General features: G+C 34.4%; 17 protein-coding genes. 4 read left to right on the plus strand and 13 right to left on the minus strand.

Annotated features, from left to right (window positions below):
* Positions 1-92: 92 nt before the first annotated feature.
* The 12 genes from JHK64_RS01470 to JHK64_RS01525 all read right to left on the minus strand — a co-directional run bounded on the left by JHK64_RS01470 (position 93) and on the right by JHK64_RS01525 (position 11,096).
* A complete protein-coding gene (locus JHK64_RS01470; protein ID WP_199567221.1) occupies positions 93-710 on the minus strand; it encodes a DNA alkylation repair protein in 618 nt (205 codons plus the stop codon).
* A gap of 119 nt (positions 711-829) precedes the next feature.
* A complete protein-coding gene (locus JHK64_RS01475; RefSeq protein ID WP_199567222.1) occupies positions 830-1,375 on the minus strand; it encodes a CvpA family protein in 546 nt (181 codons plus the stop codon).
* The gene (gene zapA, locus JHK64_RS01480; protein ID WP_199567223.1) at positions 1,375-1,686 is read right to left on the minus strand and encodes a cell division protein ZapA; all 312 of its coding nucleotides are present in this window, start codon (positions 1,684-1,686) and stop codon (positions 1,375-1,377) included. Before zapA ends, JHK64_RS01475 begins: the two co-directional genes overlap by 1 nt.
* Before the next feature lie 74 nt (positions 1,687-1,760).
* A complete protein-coding gene (srtB, locus tag JHK64_RS01485) occupies positions 1,761-2,612 on the minus strand; it encodes a class B sortase, LPKTxAVK-specific (protein WP_199567224.1) in 852 nt (283 codons plus the stop codon).
* A gap of 237 nt (positions 2,613-2,849) precedes the next feature.
* On the minus strand, positions 2,850-3,941 hold the full coding sequence (locus JHK64_RS01490) for a glycerol dehydrogenase (protein ID WP_199567225.1): 1,092 nt from the start codon (positions 3,939-3,941) through the stop codon (positions 2,850-2,852).
* 54 nt (positions 3,942-3,995) lie between these two features.
* Complete coding sequence (locus tag JHK64_RS01495; protein WP_199567226.1) at positions 3,996-4,664, minus strand: fructose-6-phosphate aldolase; 669 nt, start codon at positions 4,662-4,664, stop codon at positions 3,996-3,998.
* Positions 4,665-4,684: 20 nt separating this feature from the next.
* Positions 4,685-7,102: a glycyl radical protein gene (locus tag JHK64_RS01500; protein ID WP_199567227.1), complete on the minus strand. Its 2,418-nt coding sequence runs from the start codon at positions 7,100-7,102 to the stop codon at positions 4,685-4,687.
* A 138-nt stretch (positions 7,103-7,240) separates the two neighbouring features.
* The gene (locus JHK64_RS01505; protein ID WP_199567228.1) at positions 7,241-8,539 is read right to left on the minus strand and encodes a PTS sugar transporter subunit IIC; all 1,299 of its coding nucleotides are present in this window, start codon (positions 8,537-8,539) and stop codon (positions 7,241-7,243) included.
* A gap of 10 nt (positions 8,540-8,549) precedes the next feature.
* Complete coding sequence (locus JHK64_RS01510; RefSeq protein WP_199567229.1) at positions 8,550-8,867, minus strand: PTS sugar transporter subunit IIB; 318 nt, start codon at positions 8,865-8,867, stop codon at positions 8,550-8,552.
* Positions 8,864-9,196: a PTS lactose/cellobiose transporter subunit IIA gene (locus JHK64_RS01515; protein ID WP_199567230.1), complete on the minus strand. Its 333-nt coding sequence runs from the start codon at positions 9,194-9,196 to the stop codon at positions 8,864-8,866. The genes JHK64_RS01510 and JHK64_RS01515 overlap by 4 nt, the downstream gene beginning before the upstream one ends.
* A gap of 162 nt (positions 9,197-9,358) precedes the next feature.
* On the minus strand, positions 9,359-10,336 hold the full coding sequence (locus JHK64_RS01520; RefSeq protein WP_199567245.1) for a sugar-binding transcriptional regulator: 978 nt from the start codon (positions 10,334-10,336) through the stop codon (positions 9,359-9,361).
* A gap of 16 nt (positions 10,337-10,352) precedes the next feature.
* The gene (locus JHK64_RS01525; RefSeq protein WP_199567231.1) at positions 10,353-11,096 is read right to left on the minus strand and encodes a DeoR/GlpR family DNA-binding transcription regulator; all 744 of its coding nucleotides are present in this window, start codon (positions 11,094-11,096) and stop codon (positions 10,353-10,355) included.
* 122 nt (positions 11,097-11,218) lie between these two features.
* Here JHK64_RS01525 and JHK64_RS01530 point away from each other — a divergent pair, with 122 nt between their 5' ends.
* The 4 genes from JHK64_RS01530 (at position 11,219) to recD2 (ending at position 16,104) form a co-directional block, all read left to right on the plus strand.
* A complete protein-coding gene (locus tag JHK64_RS01530; RefSeq protein WP_199567232.1) occupies positions 11,219-11,992 on the plus strand; it encodes a glycyl-radical enzyme activating protein in 774 nt (257 codons plus the stop codon).
* Positions 11,993-12,155: 163 nt separating this feature from the next.
* Complete coding sequence (gene rnhC / locus JHK64_RS01535) at positions 12,156-13,055, plus strand: ribonuclease HIII (RefSeq protein ID WP_199567233.1); 900 nt, start codon at positions 12,156-12,158, stop codon at positions 13,053-13,055.
* Between the two features lie 24 nt (positions 13,056-13,079).
* The gene (lepB, locus tag JHK64_RS01540; RefSeq protein WP_199567234.1) at positions 13,080-13,670 is read left to right on the plus strand and encodes a signal peptidase I; all 591 of its coding nucleotides are present in this window, start codon (positions 13,080-13,082) and stop codon (positions 13,668-13,670) included.
* Between the two features lie 55 nt (positions 13,671-13,725).
* Positions 13,726-16,104, plus strand: coding sequence for an SF1B family DNA helicase RecD2 (recD2, locus tag JHK64_RS01545; RefSeq protein ID WP_199567246.1), 2,379 nt, complete (start codon positions 13,726-13,728; stop codon positions 16,102-16,104).
* Between the two features lie 59 nt (positions 16,105-16,163).
* On the opposite strand, the gene JHK64_RS01550 is transcribed toward recD2, so the two are convergent.
* Positions 16,164-16,477: LPXTG cell wall anchor domain-containing protein (locus JHK64_RS01550; protein ID WP_199567235.1), on the minus strand; the 314-nt coding region annotated here is incomplete at its 5' end.

The raw sequence follows: 16,477 nt of genomic DNA on the forward strand, positions 1-16,477 counted from the left end.
CAAAAAAACAGTCAATCAAAAGAGTTACTGTTTTTCAATTGCTTATTTTTTAGTTATTGCTTGTCTAGTTACTTCAAGAAAACAGCAACTAGTCATTTTATAAACCGACTTGCCAGTTGATAGACCTGATTAATCTCCTTGTTTTCTAACGACCATTGATCAAGTTCATTTTTTATCAGATTTGGAAATTTCTTACTGATGTCTCTCAATGCATTTCCGACGGATTTTCTAACATAGCCACTTTCATCTTCTTTTAATGATACAATTCGTCTGATTGCCTCATTAGGGTTTTCCTTAAAAAATGGTCTATTTGTCCAAATTCTCAATCCTTCTATCATTGCTCTTCTAGTGTTAGGATGAGCGCTTTTTAGCCAGTTATCAATGGTTGGAAGTGCTTGTTCATATCCTATTTTCTTGCAATACTCATCAAAAGACTTTGCTAAGACTTCCTGAACTCTCCAGTTGTCGTCTTTTGACACCTCATCCCTCAAAAATACCAAGATGTCTTCATCTTCTGATAAGTAGCCAAAAAGAAATACAGCATACATTCTCACTTGGTAGACTGTAGAGTGATAGGCTAAAAATGCCATACTCTTGATGTCTTCGGTAGTGTTTGTTTTGTAATCTCTTAAGGCTCTTTTTTCTTCTTCTTTGAAACCGTGTTCTATTAGTGACAATTCCTTTTCTAATCTGGCAATAACTTTATCCATTCTCCTGCAATTCCTTTCACACTTAAATCTTATAACATTTATTCGTATGCTACCATATTAGGACTTTAGTTACTATTTTTTAAGATCTTTTCCTATCAATAAAAAAGCAAGGAAATTCCTTACTTTAGTATGTTTGTTACCCACAGCATTTTAATTAAGAAAGCTGAAGGGAAAAATGTAATCAATAACTGAGTCATCACTTCTTTTGAAAGGATGTTTTGGATAAAAGGAATCGGTACGGTGGCTAAAATGCTTAATGCCATGTTGAAAAAGAGCATTGTCATTAAAACCGATAAAGCACCACTAATACAGTTAAAGGTTAGGGTGTCATAGAGGTCCAAGTCCATCAAGTTCATAAAGATGCCTAGTAGACGAAAGGCTAAATAGCTGGCGATGAAGATGCTTAAAAAAGCTACACCTGCATAATAAACCTTGTCCAATTCAAAAATTGGAACATCGGTAAAAAAGAAAACTTTGACATCCTCAGCCGGATTGGAATAGGGAACCCATAATGTAATTGCCTTGGCAAGAGGTTTATAATACAAACTACTAATAACAAGCGACACAATAGTTGCCAAAAAATAATAGCCTTGAAGAATAATTCCGCGCGAGTAGCCAATGTAGAAATGCCACGCCAGTATTAATAAAATGATAAGTGATAACATTAGTAGTCTTCACCTACTTCACTGGCATTGATTTTTTCTTGCAAGTCACCCATGTATTTGCCACGTAATTCTTCTAATTCTCTTTCTTTTTTGTCAAACTCAATTTCTCTGACCAACTGTTTTGATAAGGTGTTGATAGCCATCAAAATAGCCACGGTTTCATTGTCAGCTTGTGGTAATTTTTCTTTAATGGCCTCATATTTTTCTCTCGCAACACGTTCAACTTCTTCCATAAATAGATTATCTTTATCTGTTGTTAGTGTTAATGATTTGTCTCCAAAAGTAAATTTATAACGATTTTTATTATCCATATGTCACCTCTTACATTTTATTATAACGATTTTTTAAAATTTGACAATCTCAAAGCTATTTTTTTCAGATAGATTCATCTTGTTGGCACATAGGTTAATCTCTCTTTGTTTTTTGCCAAAAATTCTGGTAATTCAATATCTGGAATTTGTCTTAGATATAGGTTTGATCTGATAGTCTCATCTTCTTCTCGACAGGTTGAAAGTACCAAATAACGATCTGAAGCATTGATTTCAATAGCTTCATTTTTAACAATAGCCTCTTTTTTAACCTCTCTTAGTTGCTTTAAAAAGATATGATCATTTTCAAAACTAGTTCTATAAAAAGCAGTGGTTTCTGGCACAATAATCATAAATGCTGCTTCATAGTAATAATAACGTTCAGGTGTTTCAATCACGAGATAAGGATGTTCATTAAAATACGTTTGGTCGTCATAAAAATTGACATCATTAAACATCCTATGATCAGGAACGGTACTTCCCCTAGCATGACCAAACAGCCAAGTCAAACGATCTTGAAAATTTGGATGATTGTCCGTATCCATAAACACCGCACCCATATAAGGTGAGTACTCACCAGTAATGGTTTGTTCCAAGTATTTATGGTTATCTCCCGTATGAAGCACCGGCTCGTCAAGTTGCGTTCCTGGAGCGTAGATATAAGCGATAACTTCTTCATTTATTTCTTTTAAGGGGACAAAGCGTTGTTTTAACTGTTCTTTTTCTGCGTCAGATACTTTATAGGTGACTTTGGCTTTTGTTTTTTCTACTGCTTTGTCTTTTGTGATTACTGTCGTTTTTTCTGATGATTCTTTTGAAGCATTTTCTTTTTGAAAATTGATTTGAGGTAAAAGTAACACAAAAAACAGAATTGCTAAGACACTGATAATAAGACCAACTAGCCACTTAATTTTTTTTGATTTATTCATATCACTATTATAACGTTTTCATTCAGGAAATTAAAGTAAGGCTACCGATATTCTCTATTATTTTTAATTTTTGTGTTTTATAGCTCATCATTTGTCACTATTAATATGATTTCTTTTTACTATAAATGATTTTTTATCAACAAAAAAGCCCTATCATATCTGTCAGTACTTTTGTCTTTTCAGATATGATAAAGCTAAAAAACCGTCTAAACGATATCGTTTAGACGGTTAATCACATTAAGGTAATGTTTTAACATAAGCATCAACAGCCAAAAGGGCATTTGCCACATCCTCTGCAGATATTTCAAATGGCATTTGATGAATCGTTTCTCCTTTAGCGGTAGCCTGTTTGCCAACCTTTAACAGTTCTTTATAATCAGCATTATCTAAATGCATTTCTTTCAATGTGGTTGGCATACCAATTTCTCTGTAGAAGTGAACATATTTATCAAATTCTTCTTTTGGTCTATTTTCTAAGAACAATTGTGTCAAAGTTCCGTATGCTACTTTTTCCCCATGAGTCAGATGATGAATATCTCCAGACAATGCAGTAAAACCATTGTGTATAGCGTGAGCAGCAGCGAGTCCTGCACTTTCAAAACCTAATCCACTGAGTAAAGTATTTGCTTCAATAATATTTTCTAATGGTTTTGTAACCACTTTTTGCTCGCAACTTAGCAGGGCTTTAACGCCATCTTCAAACAAGGTTTTCTCACACATTTGTGCGATAGCTAAACCTGCCAATGTCTGACCTGATCCGAGCATAGTGGTGCCATTTTTTTGAGAAACGGCGCGTGCTTCCACCCAAGTTGCTAATCCGTCTGCTATACCTGAAGCCAATAATCTTTTTGGCGATTGACTAATCACTTTGGTATCGACTAAAACTAATTCTGGGTTTTTTGAGTAGAAAATATATTTTTCAAAAGCGCCATCATCAGTATAGATAACTGATAAAGCTGACGTAGGAGCATCTGTTGAAGCAATGGTAGGAGCAATCACAACAGGAACATTTAATATATCAGCTATTGATTTAGCACTATCTATTGTTTTACCACCACCTAGACCAATGACTAAATCACTTTTTTTATCAAGACCAATTTCAACAACACGATTAATTTCGTTATCTGAAGCTTCTCCTTGAAAATTAACACGAGTCACTGATAAACCATACTGATGTAGGTAAGTTTCAAAATCATGACCAATAATATCATAAACAAAATCATCACATAATAAGATTGGACTTGACCCTAATTCTAAAATAGCTTTATCATTTTCAAACAAAGCATTCTCACCCTGAATATAACGTGACGGACTAGCAAATATTCTCATAATAGTTCTCCTTTATTATGTTTTGAAAAGCTAAATTATAATGATATGAAGTTTTTAAATACTATTTGTGTGGTATATAGATTCCCAATCCTTAGAAAAATCATCAACAGCCTTTTGAATAGAAGGCATGGCAAAGCCGGATTCAAAAACATCTGGCCCAGCGGTAATAGCCTGTGCACCTAAAGCCAATGACTTATTGATTTGGCTGACATTTTTAAAACTAGCTGCTAAAATTTTACTTTCTGAACGTTCTCTGTCAATAGCCTCTGCTAGTTGTCCAATCACTGCTTCTGGATCAATATTAAGGTTTTCCATTCGATTATAATAAGGTGCTAAGTAATCAGCACCAGCTTCAATCGCCAATAACCCTTGAAAGGTGGTATAAATAGCTGTTGCTGTAATATGATAACCTTTAGTTTTTAAGGTTTTGATGGCAGCAAGACCTTCTGTTGTTACAGGAACCTTAACAAAAATATTTTCGCCACACTGCCTACGAATCTCGGCAGCATCTTTTAAAATCCCTTCATAATCTTGAGCAATGACTTGCACATGAATAGAGGCTTTTTCACCAATAATAGACCGAACGTCCTTAATCCGTTTAAAAAAATCAAACTCACCCTCTTTTTTAGCAATTGAAGGATTAGAGGTCACTCCTGCAAGTGGTAAAATGCGATTCCATTTTTTAATAGCCTCTAAATTTAAACTATCTAACATAAATTCCATGTTTTTATTTCCTCTGATATTTATAAGGTATGTTCTGTACGTTCTATAATGTCATCTTGAGTTGCTTTTGAAAGTACATTGAAGAAAGCAGAGTATCCAGCCACACGGACAATTAAATCACGGTGTTTTTCAGGATGTTTTTGGGCATCTATCAATGTTTCACGAGAGACAACATTATATTGGATATGATAGCCGTGTAGACGATTGAAAAATGTTCTCAACAAAGCCATCAATTTCATTTTATCTTCTTCTTTAGCTAGTGTTTGTGGATTAACTTTTTGGTTTAGTAACACGCCACCAACAATTTCTTCTGTCGGTAATTTAGACACTGATTTCAAAACAGAAGTTGGTCCTTTTTTGTCCATACTGTGCTCTGGGGAACATCCTTCTGCTAATGGTGTACCAGCATGACGTCCATCTGGAGTTGCTAATGTACCTCTACCTTGTCCCACATTTGCTGAAATAGATGAGGTTCCTGAATAGCGAATACCGCCAATTGGGCCTCTACCATAACGTGTATTAGGATATTTAGCGATTTCATCAATATAAGTGTTATAAATGTCGACAACTAAGTTGTCAGCATAATCATCATCATTTCCATATTTTGGAGCATCATTGATTAGCATTTGACGAATCTCTTCTCCTCTTTCACCAGCAAAATCTGTTTCAAGAGCGTGCCAAAGTTCTTTGGTTGTTAGACGTTCTTCTTCAAAGACTAATTTTTTCATTGCAGCTAATGAATCTGATAAATTCGCGATACCAACTTGCAGACCAGAAATGTAGTCATAAACTGCTCCACCTTCTTTAATGGTCTTACCACGACCAATACAATCATCTGTTAGTGTTGAACATAAAATATCTGGCACTTCACGCTCTAAACCAAGGTCAATGGCATTTTCTACGATAACACTCATACGTGTTATTTCTCGAAGTGTCTCATCTAATGCTTCCTTGAATTGCTCATAACTCTTCATGTCATTGAAATGTCCATGGCCTGTGGCAAAACGTTTGCCAGATGCTGGATCAATGCCATCATTCATAGTAATTAATAGAATTTTAGGGAAGTTAATATAGCTCATACCAGTACAACGGTAACCCCATTTACCAGGAACTGCTGTTTCAACACAACCAATAGCTGAATAATCATAAGCATCTTCTTCGCCAACACCTTTTTTGATGAAAGATGGGATGATGATTTCATCATTATTCATTGCTGGCATACCAAAACCAAGTTTCATAACCTCAATACACTCATTCATAAAGCGATTATCTAATCCTTTATGGTAGCGAACAGTTAAATTAGGTTGAGGTAGCTTTGTCTGTGCGACACTGCGAAGAACTAAATAAGATAGTGGATTAACGGCATCTTTTTTATCGCGAGTTTGTCCCCCTATTGTTACATTTTGATATAAGGGACTACCTGCAGATGAAAATGTATGTGCTTGGCTACGAACTTTATTGATAGTCAATGTTTTAATCCATAAATTCGTTAAGCGCTCAACAATGGAATCTTCTATTTCACGTCCAGCTTCCAAATCAGCTTTAACATAAGGATACATATATTGATCAAATCGTCCATATGATAAAGAATGGCCATTTGATTCAATTTGAAGAATACATTGAATAAACCAAACTGATTGAACAGCTTCAGCAAAAGTTTCTGCCGGTTCATAAGGCACCTTATCACATATACGTGCTATTTCAAGCAATTCTTCCTTACGTTTTGAATTCGCTGTTTTGGCTAACTCTCTTGCTAAATCAGCGTAACGTTTAGCATAGGTCTTAACGGCGTCAATAACGATGAAAACTGAGTCATAAAAATGATACTTATCAATATTTTCAGCAACTGTCAAATCAAGGGAATCTTTAGCCACTCGAGCTTTTTCTTCAAATCCTTTAAGACCGTACTTCAATAACTTATCATAATTGACAGCTAAATGAGCATCGCCTGAATTCATCTTACCTTCCATCCCAAAGAAGCCTGTTTCCATATAAACTTGTACTTCATCTGGTAACAAAACACCACATCTTGCTCGAAGATTATTATTTTCCCAAAACGGAGCTATAGAACGCAATTGTTCTTTGGTTTCTTCAGTAATGTAGAAGACATCCCCGTCACGTTTTTCAAATAAATCAAGTTCATTTAAAACAAATTCCAAAGTATATTCTGGGAAAATTGGTGCATCTTTATTAGATGACGCTTGATTTCCAGCAATCAAACTTTCATCCTCAATATAAATGGTCATGTTTTCTAGAATATTTTGAAGCATATAAGCACGCTTTAAGTTAGAAGGTTTATTTAAATGTTTTTGATATGATTGAGTGACAAGAATAGCACGTTCGGCATCAATGTATGGTTTTTTATCTAAAACCGCTTCACGATATTTTTGCATTCTTTCAGTAAGTTGACCAAAATAAGATGTTTGTCCTTTTTCCATGATTTCTCCTCCTGCTTGTTTCTTTCGTAAATATTTTATATTCTTTCGTAACCATTTTATCACAAAAAGCAGTATTAATCACGAAAGGAAGTGGGAATTTTAAAATCAAATAGAATTGCACGAATGTGCAAGTATGTGTTACTCTGTCGCTTCTTCTTTTTCATAGGCCAACTTATCTTGAAACTTAAAGAAAGGGAAATAAATGATTGTTGATAAAGTTAATATCAATATTTGGATAACAGCTCCTTGCCATCCACCAACCATAAATCCTGAAATAATCGCTGGCGTGCTCCAAGGTAATGTAACACCAGCAAAAGGTTGCATGAAACCTATTGCGATTGAACCATAAACAATAATGGCAGAAAGGACAGGTACCAAGACAAATGGCACAAACATAACAGGATTCATAACAACTGGAAACCCAAAGACAACTGGTTCATTGACGTTAAAAATAGCTGGAAAAGCAGCTACTTTTCCTAAAGCTTGGTATTGTTTTGACTTTGCAGCAAATAACATGGCAATCACTAAACCAAATGTTATCCCTGAACCTGAAATGATTAAAAAACTATCTAGGAATTGTTGAGTAACAATATGTGCTCCCTGATCAAGTGATAAATTACCAGCTTGTTGTAAAGCTTTATTGGCATCTAAATTAGAAAGTAATAAGGCTGTCACAATGCCATTAACCACAGATTGTCCATGGACACCAAACCACCATAAAAATGATATGAAGAAGGCTATCCCAATAGCACCATATAAAGAACCTGTCAATCCTTGTAATGGTACTTGAATAACATCATAAATCATTTCAATAAAAGTGCCACCATTTGTTACTGCATTAGAAATAATGTAAATTACCATTGATAGAACAAAAATGACAAATGCTGGAATCATAGCCTCAAATTGTTTGGCAATAGCTTGAGGAACTTGTTCAGGCATTTTAATAATGATATGTCGTTGAATAAAGGTTGTATAAATAGCGCCAACAACTAGACCTATGATAATAGCTCCTATTATACCTTGTCCTCCAAACCAAACTTTACTGATAGCATCCCCAATAGCTTCTCCATTTTCTGGAATATAAGATGATTTTAGAAGAATAAAGAAAGATGATAACGAGAGTACTCCAGCAGGTAGTGGCTCTACGCCAGAATTTTTAGCATAAGAGTAACCAATTGAAAAGCAAGATATTAGTCCCATGATTGCAAATGTTCCCGAATAAACTTGCATAAAAGGTTCTGTCCAGTTAGCACCAAAAATGTTAGCTATAGATTGATTAACACTTTCAAAAGGGATTTGTCCAGCAATCAAAAATAAACTACCAACTACTGTTAAAGGTAAAATAGCTAACATACCATCTTTAAGAGCAATAATCCCTCGCATATTAACAAAACGCATAATAGGCGTAATAATTTTTTCAACATTTACTTTAGCCATTTTAAACTCCTTATGATGCTTTTGTGTGTAAAATACCAAGAGCCAAGTTAAGAACTTTTTCACCATCTAACATACCATAATCAGCCATTGGAATAACAGCAATCGGAATATGGCAATCCTCACAAATTTTTTGTGATTTGTCCAAAGTATAGGCTACTTGTGGCCCTAATAAAGCAACATCTAAATGAGCCGCATAATCAGCTAACTTTGCTTGTGAATAAGCTTCAATTTCTGCTTCAATACCTTTTTTTTCTGCAACAATTCTCATATTATTTACCAACATTCCTGTTGAAAAACCAGCTGCACAAAATAATCCAATTTTTATCATTTTTTTGCTCCTTTCGTTTGTAACTCTTGACGTAATTCAATGATTTCCTTGATTAAATTGATTTCTGTAATAGTTGTCATTAGATGATCTTGAGAGTGAACAAATAAGGCTGTGATATCAGTTTTTGTTCCTCTAGCTTCCTGTGCCAAAAATTGTGTCTGTAAATTATGAGCTTCTAATAAGGCATTGTCAGCTAATTCTACTTCTTTTTGACTATCTTCAAACAATCCTTCTTTTGCTAATTTTAAAGCCTGATAAATATGTTGTTTGGCATCTCCAGCATTTAAAATTAAACCCATGATCATTTGATCTGCAACAATAAGTTCCATCGTCGATCCTTTCTTTGATATCTTGATTATGTAACCGGTTTCATTTTTCTTAAATTAAATTTAACATTTTATGTTTTTAACGTCAATACAATTGTGCTTATTTATTTTTTATTGCACAAATGTGCAAAATAAAAATCCCCGAGATGTCCTCAGGAATCTTTTTTAATAAAATCGTTGAATATTATTGTCACCTTCAATAGCCAATAAGGCTAAAATAGTTTGTTTATCAGTGATTAAATAATCAATAAATTTAGCTTTGATAGCGGCTAATATAGCTTTTGACTTATGCTCTCCACAGGCAATAGCAACGGTCAAAGGAACTTGTCTCAATTGTTCAAGACTGATACCAATTGTTCTTTCTTGTAATCTTTCATAAACTGGTTCTCCCTCTTCATTAAAAAAACGACAACAAACTTCGCCAACTGCTTTTTCTTTTTTTAAGATTTTATAATCTTCTTCAGAAAGAAGATCTCTCCATTGACTCTCAAGATCTTTATTTGGAGCTCCACCAATACCAACTATAGCAACATCAAGACACTTCCAATCTGATCTAATCGCTTCAAAATATTTTGATTTTAAAATACCCTTTGCCAGCTCTTTATTTTCTTGAATGACAGTTGCATTTATAAAAATACTTTTACCATGAAAGGCTTGTGCTAACTGGTGAACTAAAGTATTGACATGATACTTGACATTAATATAACTTGGACCACCAGCTAATGGGAAAACGGAAATATCATTGACAGCTCTTGGCGTTATTGAATTAATCATGTAACTCAATGATTTCCCCCATGAAATACCAATACGATTATTGTCTTTGATGCTGCTTCTAACAACTTCTGAAGCAACTTGTCCCACACGAACTAGAATATCTGAAAAATCATCTTCTTTACTGCTATCAACTATCTCTATTTTTTTTAAATGATATTTTTTTCTTACATATTCTTCTAGAGCAAATAAATTTGAATCATAATCTGCTATTTCTATCTTTACGATACCTTCATTTTTAGCTTTTGCTATCATTCGACTAATCGTTGTGCGATAAATATTTAATTCTTTAGCAATTTCTGTTTGATTTTTACCTTCAACATAGTGAAGATAGGCAACTTTGGCTAATAACCTTTTTCTCTCTGGATTTATCTTAGTCATTTTTATTTCAAACCCTTTCTAGAATAATATTATTAGAAAGTAACAAATTAGCGATATTAGTGTCAATATTGTTATCAGTTATGACCCGATTAACACGTTCTAAAGAGAATTGGTGAACTAAACTATGTTTTGAAAATTTACTTGAATCCGTTAGAATAATCAGCTCTTCAGAATGATCAGCCATACATCTAACTCCTTCAGATCGCATCATGTTTTTGCCCATAAAGCCACTTTTTATATCGAAACCGTCAGTCCCAACAAAAACTCTGTCAACATGAAAATAAGAAATCATTTCTTTTAATAATGGACCAACAGTAACTTCTGAATCAGTTTGGTAATCGCCACCTAGTAAAAGAATTTGGCAATTATCATACTGCTTGATAAAGTTAGCAATGAAGTATGAATTAGTAATAATTTTTACATTTCGTCTGGTTTGGCAAATTTGTTCAGCTAGTAGAGCACAAGTAGAACCAGATTCAATCATGATAGTATCATTATCATGAATCAGTTCAACTGCTTTTTGAGCAATTCTTTTTTTAATATTATAGTGAAATGATAAACGTACATTTAAGTTATCACCACTGTTTAAAACAGCGAACCCATGTTCTCTATGTAATAATCCTTTATTTTCTAACTTATCTAAATCCTTGCGAATGGTTACCTTGGAAACTCCCAATGTTTCTGAAAGAGTATTAACATCAATTTTTTGATACTTTGAAACCAAATCAACTATTTTATCTAACCGTTTCATTTTTTTCACCTCAATCTACATTTTAACAGTTTTTAAGTTAAAAATAAAGAATCATATTGTTTCGTTCGTAATTGTTTTTTCTTCTTTCGAATGATATAATAGTTAGGGAAGGAGATATTATCATGACAGAATCTGGCATTATTTTCAATATTCAACATTTTAGTTTACATGATGGCCCAGGAATCAGAACAACTGTTTTCTTGAAAGGATGCCCTTTGAGATGTCCATGGTGTTCCAATCCAGAATCTCAAAGAAAAACTCCCGAGACAATTTTAAACGCTACCACCAAGCTACCAGAGATTATTGGAGAGAAAAAAAGTGTTTCTGATATCATTGATGAAGTTTTAAAAGATAAGGATTTCTATGAAGAATCTGGTGGTGGATTAACGCTTTCTGGTGGTGAAATTTTTGCTCAATTTCAATTTGCTAAAGCTATTTTAAAAGCTGCAAAAGAAAAAGGCATCCATACAGCTATAGAAACAACTGCTTTTGCAAAACATGAAAACTTTGTTGACTTGATACAATATGTTGATTTTATCTACACAGATTTGAAACATTATGATTCTTTAAAACATGCTTTAACAACTGGTGTGAAAAATAATATCATCATTAAAAATATCACCTATGCTTTTCAAAACAATAAACAAATTGTTCTTAGAATTCCAGTGATACCAAATTTCAACGACTCCTTAGAAGATGCAAAAGCTTTTTCTGAATTATTTCAAAAACTACATATAAACGAAGTGCAATTACTTCCTTTTCATCAATTTGGAGAGAAAAAGTATGAATTATTAGGGCGCTCCTATGAAATGACAGGTATTGCCAACTATCACCCAGAGGATTTAGTAGATTATCAGCAGATTTTTCTAGATCATCACATTCACTGTTATTTTTAAGGAAAAATGGTTGCATCTTTTTAATGTAAAACAACTTATTTAAATAAACTTCAAAATTATATTACTTCAACATCATCTATCAATAGGTGGTGTTTTTTATGAATTTACTTTTTTTGAAAGTCTCTAAGACCTAAAAAAGCTTTTTTATGATAAAATATTCTATATGGATACTATTGTCATTCAAGTTGATGAAACGAAACAACTTACAAGAATTAAAAAAGAATTAGCCAGCTATCAAATTAGTAGTTCTAACCCCTATGTTGCATTTGCTGCTAAAAAAGAAGGCGTTAGTGTTCTCATCTATACCTCTGGTAAGGTGGTTTTTCAAGGAAAAAAACCACAACCATTGGTCACAACTTTAGGCTTTTCAGTAGCAAAGGAAGAAGAAAAAACATCTTCTACCACTCAAAATATTGCCATGATTGGCTCAGACGAAGTTGGTAATGGCTCTTATTTTGGTGGTATTGCTGTTGTCGCTAGTTTTGTGGAACCAAAGGACTATTCTTTTCTAAAAAAATTGGGTGTCGATGATTCAAAAACATTGACTGATGGTAAAATTAAAGAAATTGCCCCGCTATTACAAGAAAAGATACCGCATAAATCTTTGCTACTACCTCCAAGTAAATACAATGAGGTTGTTGGTAAGGGATTAAAGCACAATGCTGTGTCAGTCAAAGTAGCTCTTCACAATCAAGCCATTTATTTGTTATTACAACAAGGCGTAAAGCCTAAAAAAATTGTTATTGACGCCTTTACTAGCCAAAAAAACTACGAAGCCTATCTGTCAAAAGAACAAAATCGCTTCTCAAATCCCTTAACCTTTGAAGAAAAGGCTGAAGGAAAATATTTGCCAGTTGCTGTGAGTTCCATTATTGCTCGTTATTTATTTTTAAAAAATCTTGATGAGCTTGGACAATCAGTTGGTGTTAACTTACCAAGTGGCGCTGGACACCAATCAGATCAAGTCGCTAGTGAGATTATCAAAAAATTTGACTTATCCACCTTATCGCACTTAGCAAAATTACACTTTAAAAACACAGAAAAAGCTAAACAATTACTTTAATTGTTAGCAGAGAAAGGGATATCAATGAAACATTTTATTAAAGAATGGGGAGGATTTATCCTCTTTATGACATTATTTTTCCTATCATGGCTATTTTTATGGGCCAATGTATTGGTAGATGGACACTCTATGGACCCCACCTTATCAAATGGTGAGCGACTATTTGTTGTTAAGGTATCTAATATCGATCGCTTTGATATTGTTGTAGCTAGAGAAGAAGGCGATAAAAAAATTGTCAAGCGCGTTATCGGTGTTCCAGGTGACACCATCAGCTACGATAATGACATATTAACTGTTAACGGAGAAGTGGTTGATGAACCCTATCTTGAAGATTATCAGGAAGCTTTTGAAGAGGATAAATTACAAAAAATATATTCCTACAGTGCACTCTTTAAGGAATTAGCTTTAAATTCTAGAGCTTTTACCACTAATAACGATGGCAATCCAAGCTTTAGCATCACTGTTCCTGAAGGCCAGTACTACCTTCTTGGTGATGATAGAATTGTCTCTAAAGACAGTCGTGAAGTAGGAACTTTTTCAAAAGAGTCCATCATTGGTGAAGTGAAGTTCCGCTATTGGCCACTTTCTAGAATTGGCACGTTTGATAATGATTAAAACACGGGTTGCCGTGTTTTTCTCTATCATCAGCTAAAGAATTTATGAGGTTATGATGACATATTTTTTTTCCGGGACGGTCACACGAGTAATCTATGACAATCCAACTAATTTTTTTAAGATTATCCTTTTAGAAATTGAAGATACTGATAGTGACTTTGATGATTTTGAAATTATCGTCACTGGTGTTATGGCTGATATTTTTGAAGAGGAAAATTATACCTTTTGGGGAGAATTAACAAAGCATCCCAAGTATGGGGAACAGTTGAAAATGTCACGATATGAACGTGAAAAACCATCAAAAGCAGGGCTTATCAACTACTTTTCTAGCCAACATTTTAAAGGAATTGGTAAAAAAACAGCAGAAAAGATTATCACTCTCTACGGCGAGGACCCAATTGATAACATTTTGAAAGACCCTTCTCATTTGGATACGATAAGCGGTTTATCAAAAGTCAATAAAGAAGCATTTCTTGCAAAATTAAAAATCAACTATGGGACAGAACAAATTTTATCGAAATTAGCAGAGTATGGGCTTAAAAATCAAATAGCTATTCAAGTCTTTGAAGCCTATAAAGAAAAAACCTTAGACATTATCACTAAGAATCCCTATCAATTAGTGGAAGATATTAAAGGGATTGGTTTTAAAATGGCCGATCAGCTAGCTCAGCAACTTGGCGTGTCTGATGATTCCCCTGAGCGGTTTCAAGCAGCTATTTTACATGCCTTACTTGAGACGTCTCTTGAGACGGGTGATACCTATGTTGAAGCCAAACTATTACTTGAAAAAAGCCTATTGCTTCTAGAAGAAGCACGCCAAACACCCATTCCTGAGGCTGATGTTGCTAATGAATTGAGACAGTTGTTGATGACTGGAAAAATTCAAAATAGTGATACTAAAATTTTTGATAATAGTCTCTTTTTTGCCGAAGAAAGCATTAAAAAGCATTTGGAGCGTATTTTAGATAGTCCTCCTTCTCTTTCCTTTCCAAGTCTTTTAGCAATAAAAGAAGAGATTAGAAAGGTTGAACTAAGTCATCAGATGACTTATGATGATAGTCAAAAAGAAGCCATTGAAAAAGCTTTGACGAGTAAAATTTTCTTTCTGACTGGCGGACCTGGAACAGGAAAGACAACCATTATTAATGGTATTATTCAAAGTTTTGCTAACCTGCATGAGCTATCTCTTTCTGATAATAACTCTCCAATTATTCTAGCCGCACCAACGGGTAGAGCTGCTAGACGTATGAATGAGTTAACTGGATTACCTAGTGCCACCATCCATAGACATCTTGGTTTAAATAGTGATAATGATTATCAAATCCTTGATGATTATCTGGATGCCCATCTAATAATTATTGATGAATTTTCTATGGTTGATACATGGCTTGCCAATCAATTGTTTTCTGCTATTTCATCATCAACGCAAGTGATTATTGTGGGGGATAGTGACCAACTGCCTTCTGTAGGCCCTGGTCAAGTTTTGGCAGATTTACTAGAGATTGATGATTTTCCTAAGGTTAGCTTGAAAAAGATTTTTAGACAGTCTAATCAATCAACCATTGTTGACTTAGCCAGCAAGATTAGAGAAGGTGTTTTGCCAAATGATTTTACTACGAAACAAGCTGACCGAAGTTACTTTGAATGTCAGACACCCTTTATTCCTGAAAGTGTAGCAAAAATTGTTTCTGCCGCTCTTAAAAGTGGTATTGCTGCCAAAGACATCCAAATTCTTGCCCCAATGTATCGCGGACAGGCTGGCATTACTCATCTTAACGAATTACTCCAAGAATTAGTTAATCCTTTGAATGACCAATTAGAGTTTTCCTTTAATGACACCCGTTTTCGAGTCAATGATAAGGTTCTTCATCTGGTGAATGATCCAGAGAGCAATGTCTTTAATGGTGATATCGGCTATATTACTGAATTGATAGCCGCTAAATATACCGAATCCAAGCAAGATGAAATGACGATTAATTTTGATGGTGTTGAAGTGACTTATGCGCGTAATGATTGGCATAAATTGACCCTTGCTTATGCGATGAGCATTCATAAAGCTCAAGGAAGCGAGTTCCCCGTTGTTATTTTACCAATAACACAACAAAGCAGTCGTATGCTACAACGAAATCTCCTTTATACTGCTATTACACGTGCTAAACATAAGCTCGTCATGTTAGGAGACTTTATTGCCTTTCAATATGCCACACAACACGTAGGCAGCCAAAGAAACACTTTTCTCATTGAACGCTTTAAACCTGAAAAAGTGACTGATCAAATAACCAATGCCAGTCAAGTCATATCCGATAAAACAGTAGAATCAAGTCATAAGACAGATGATACACAACCAACAAGATTGACGGAACAAAATTTATTGACCATTGATCCTATGATTGGTCTTTCACAGGAAGAATTCGATTATTTTTTCAAATCATAAAAAAACATATCAGTGATAACACTGATATGTTTTTTGTTTTGTGATAACTCTCGATTTAATTAATCGATATTCTCACGCTTTTTTCTGCCATAGCCATATAAAGCGAGTGATGATAAAGCTAGCATGGTTCCTAATACTGCTGAGTTTGAAGCATCACCAGTATCTGGTAAAGCTTTAGACTGTGCTGTTGAAGAGGCTTGATTAGCTTTCTTCTCAGACATACCCTTAGCCTTATGACCAGATTCGCTACTCATTGGTGCTAACTTGCCATCAAAGGCTAGCAACTCATGAGTTGGTGCTGTGTTTGGTACAGCTGTTTCAAGGGTTCCTTCAAAGACTGGTTTATCTTCTGCCGTTGGAGCATTATTTGGTA

The sequence above is a fragment of the Streptococcus zalophi genome (genome assembly GCF_016481285.1).
Classification (GTDB): Bacteria; Bacillota; Bacilli; order Lactobacillales; family Streptococcaceae; genus Streptococcus; species Streptococcus zalophi.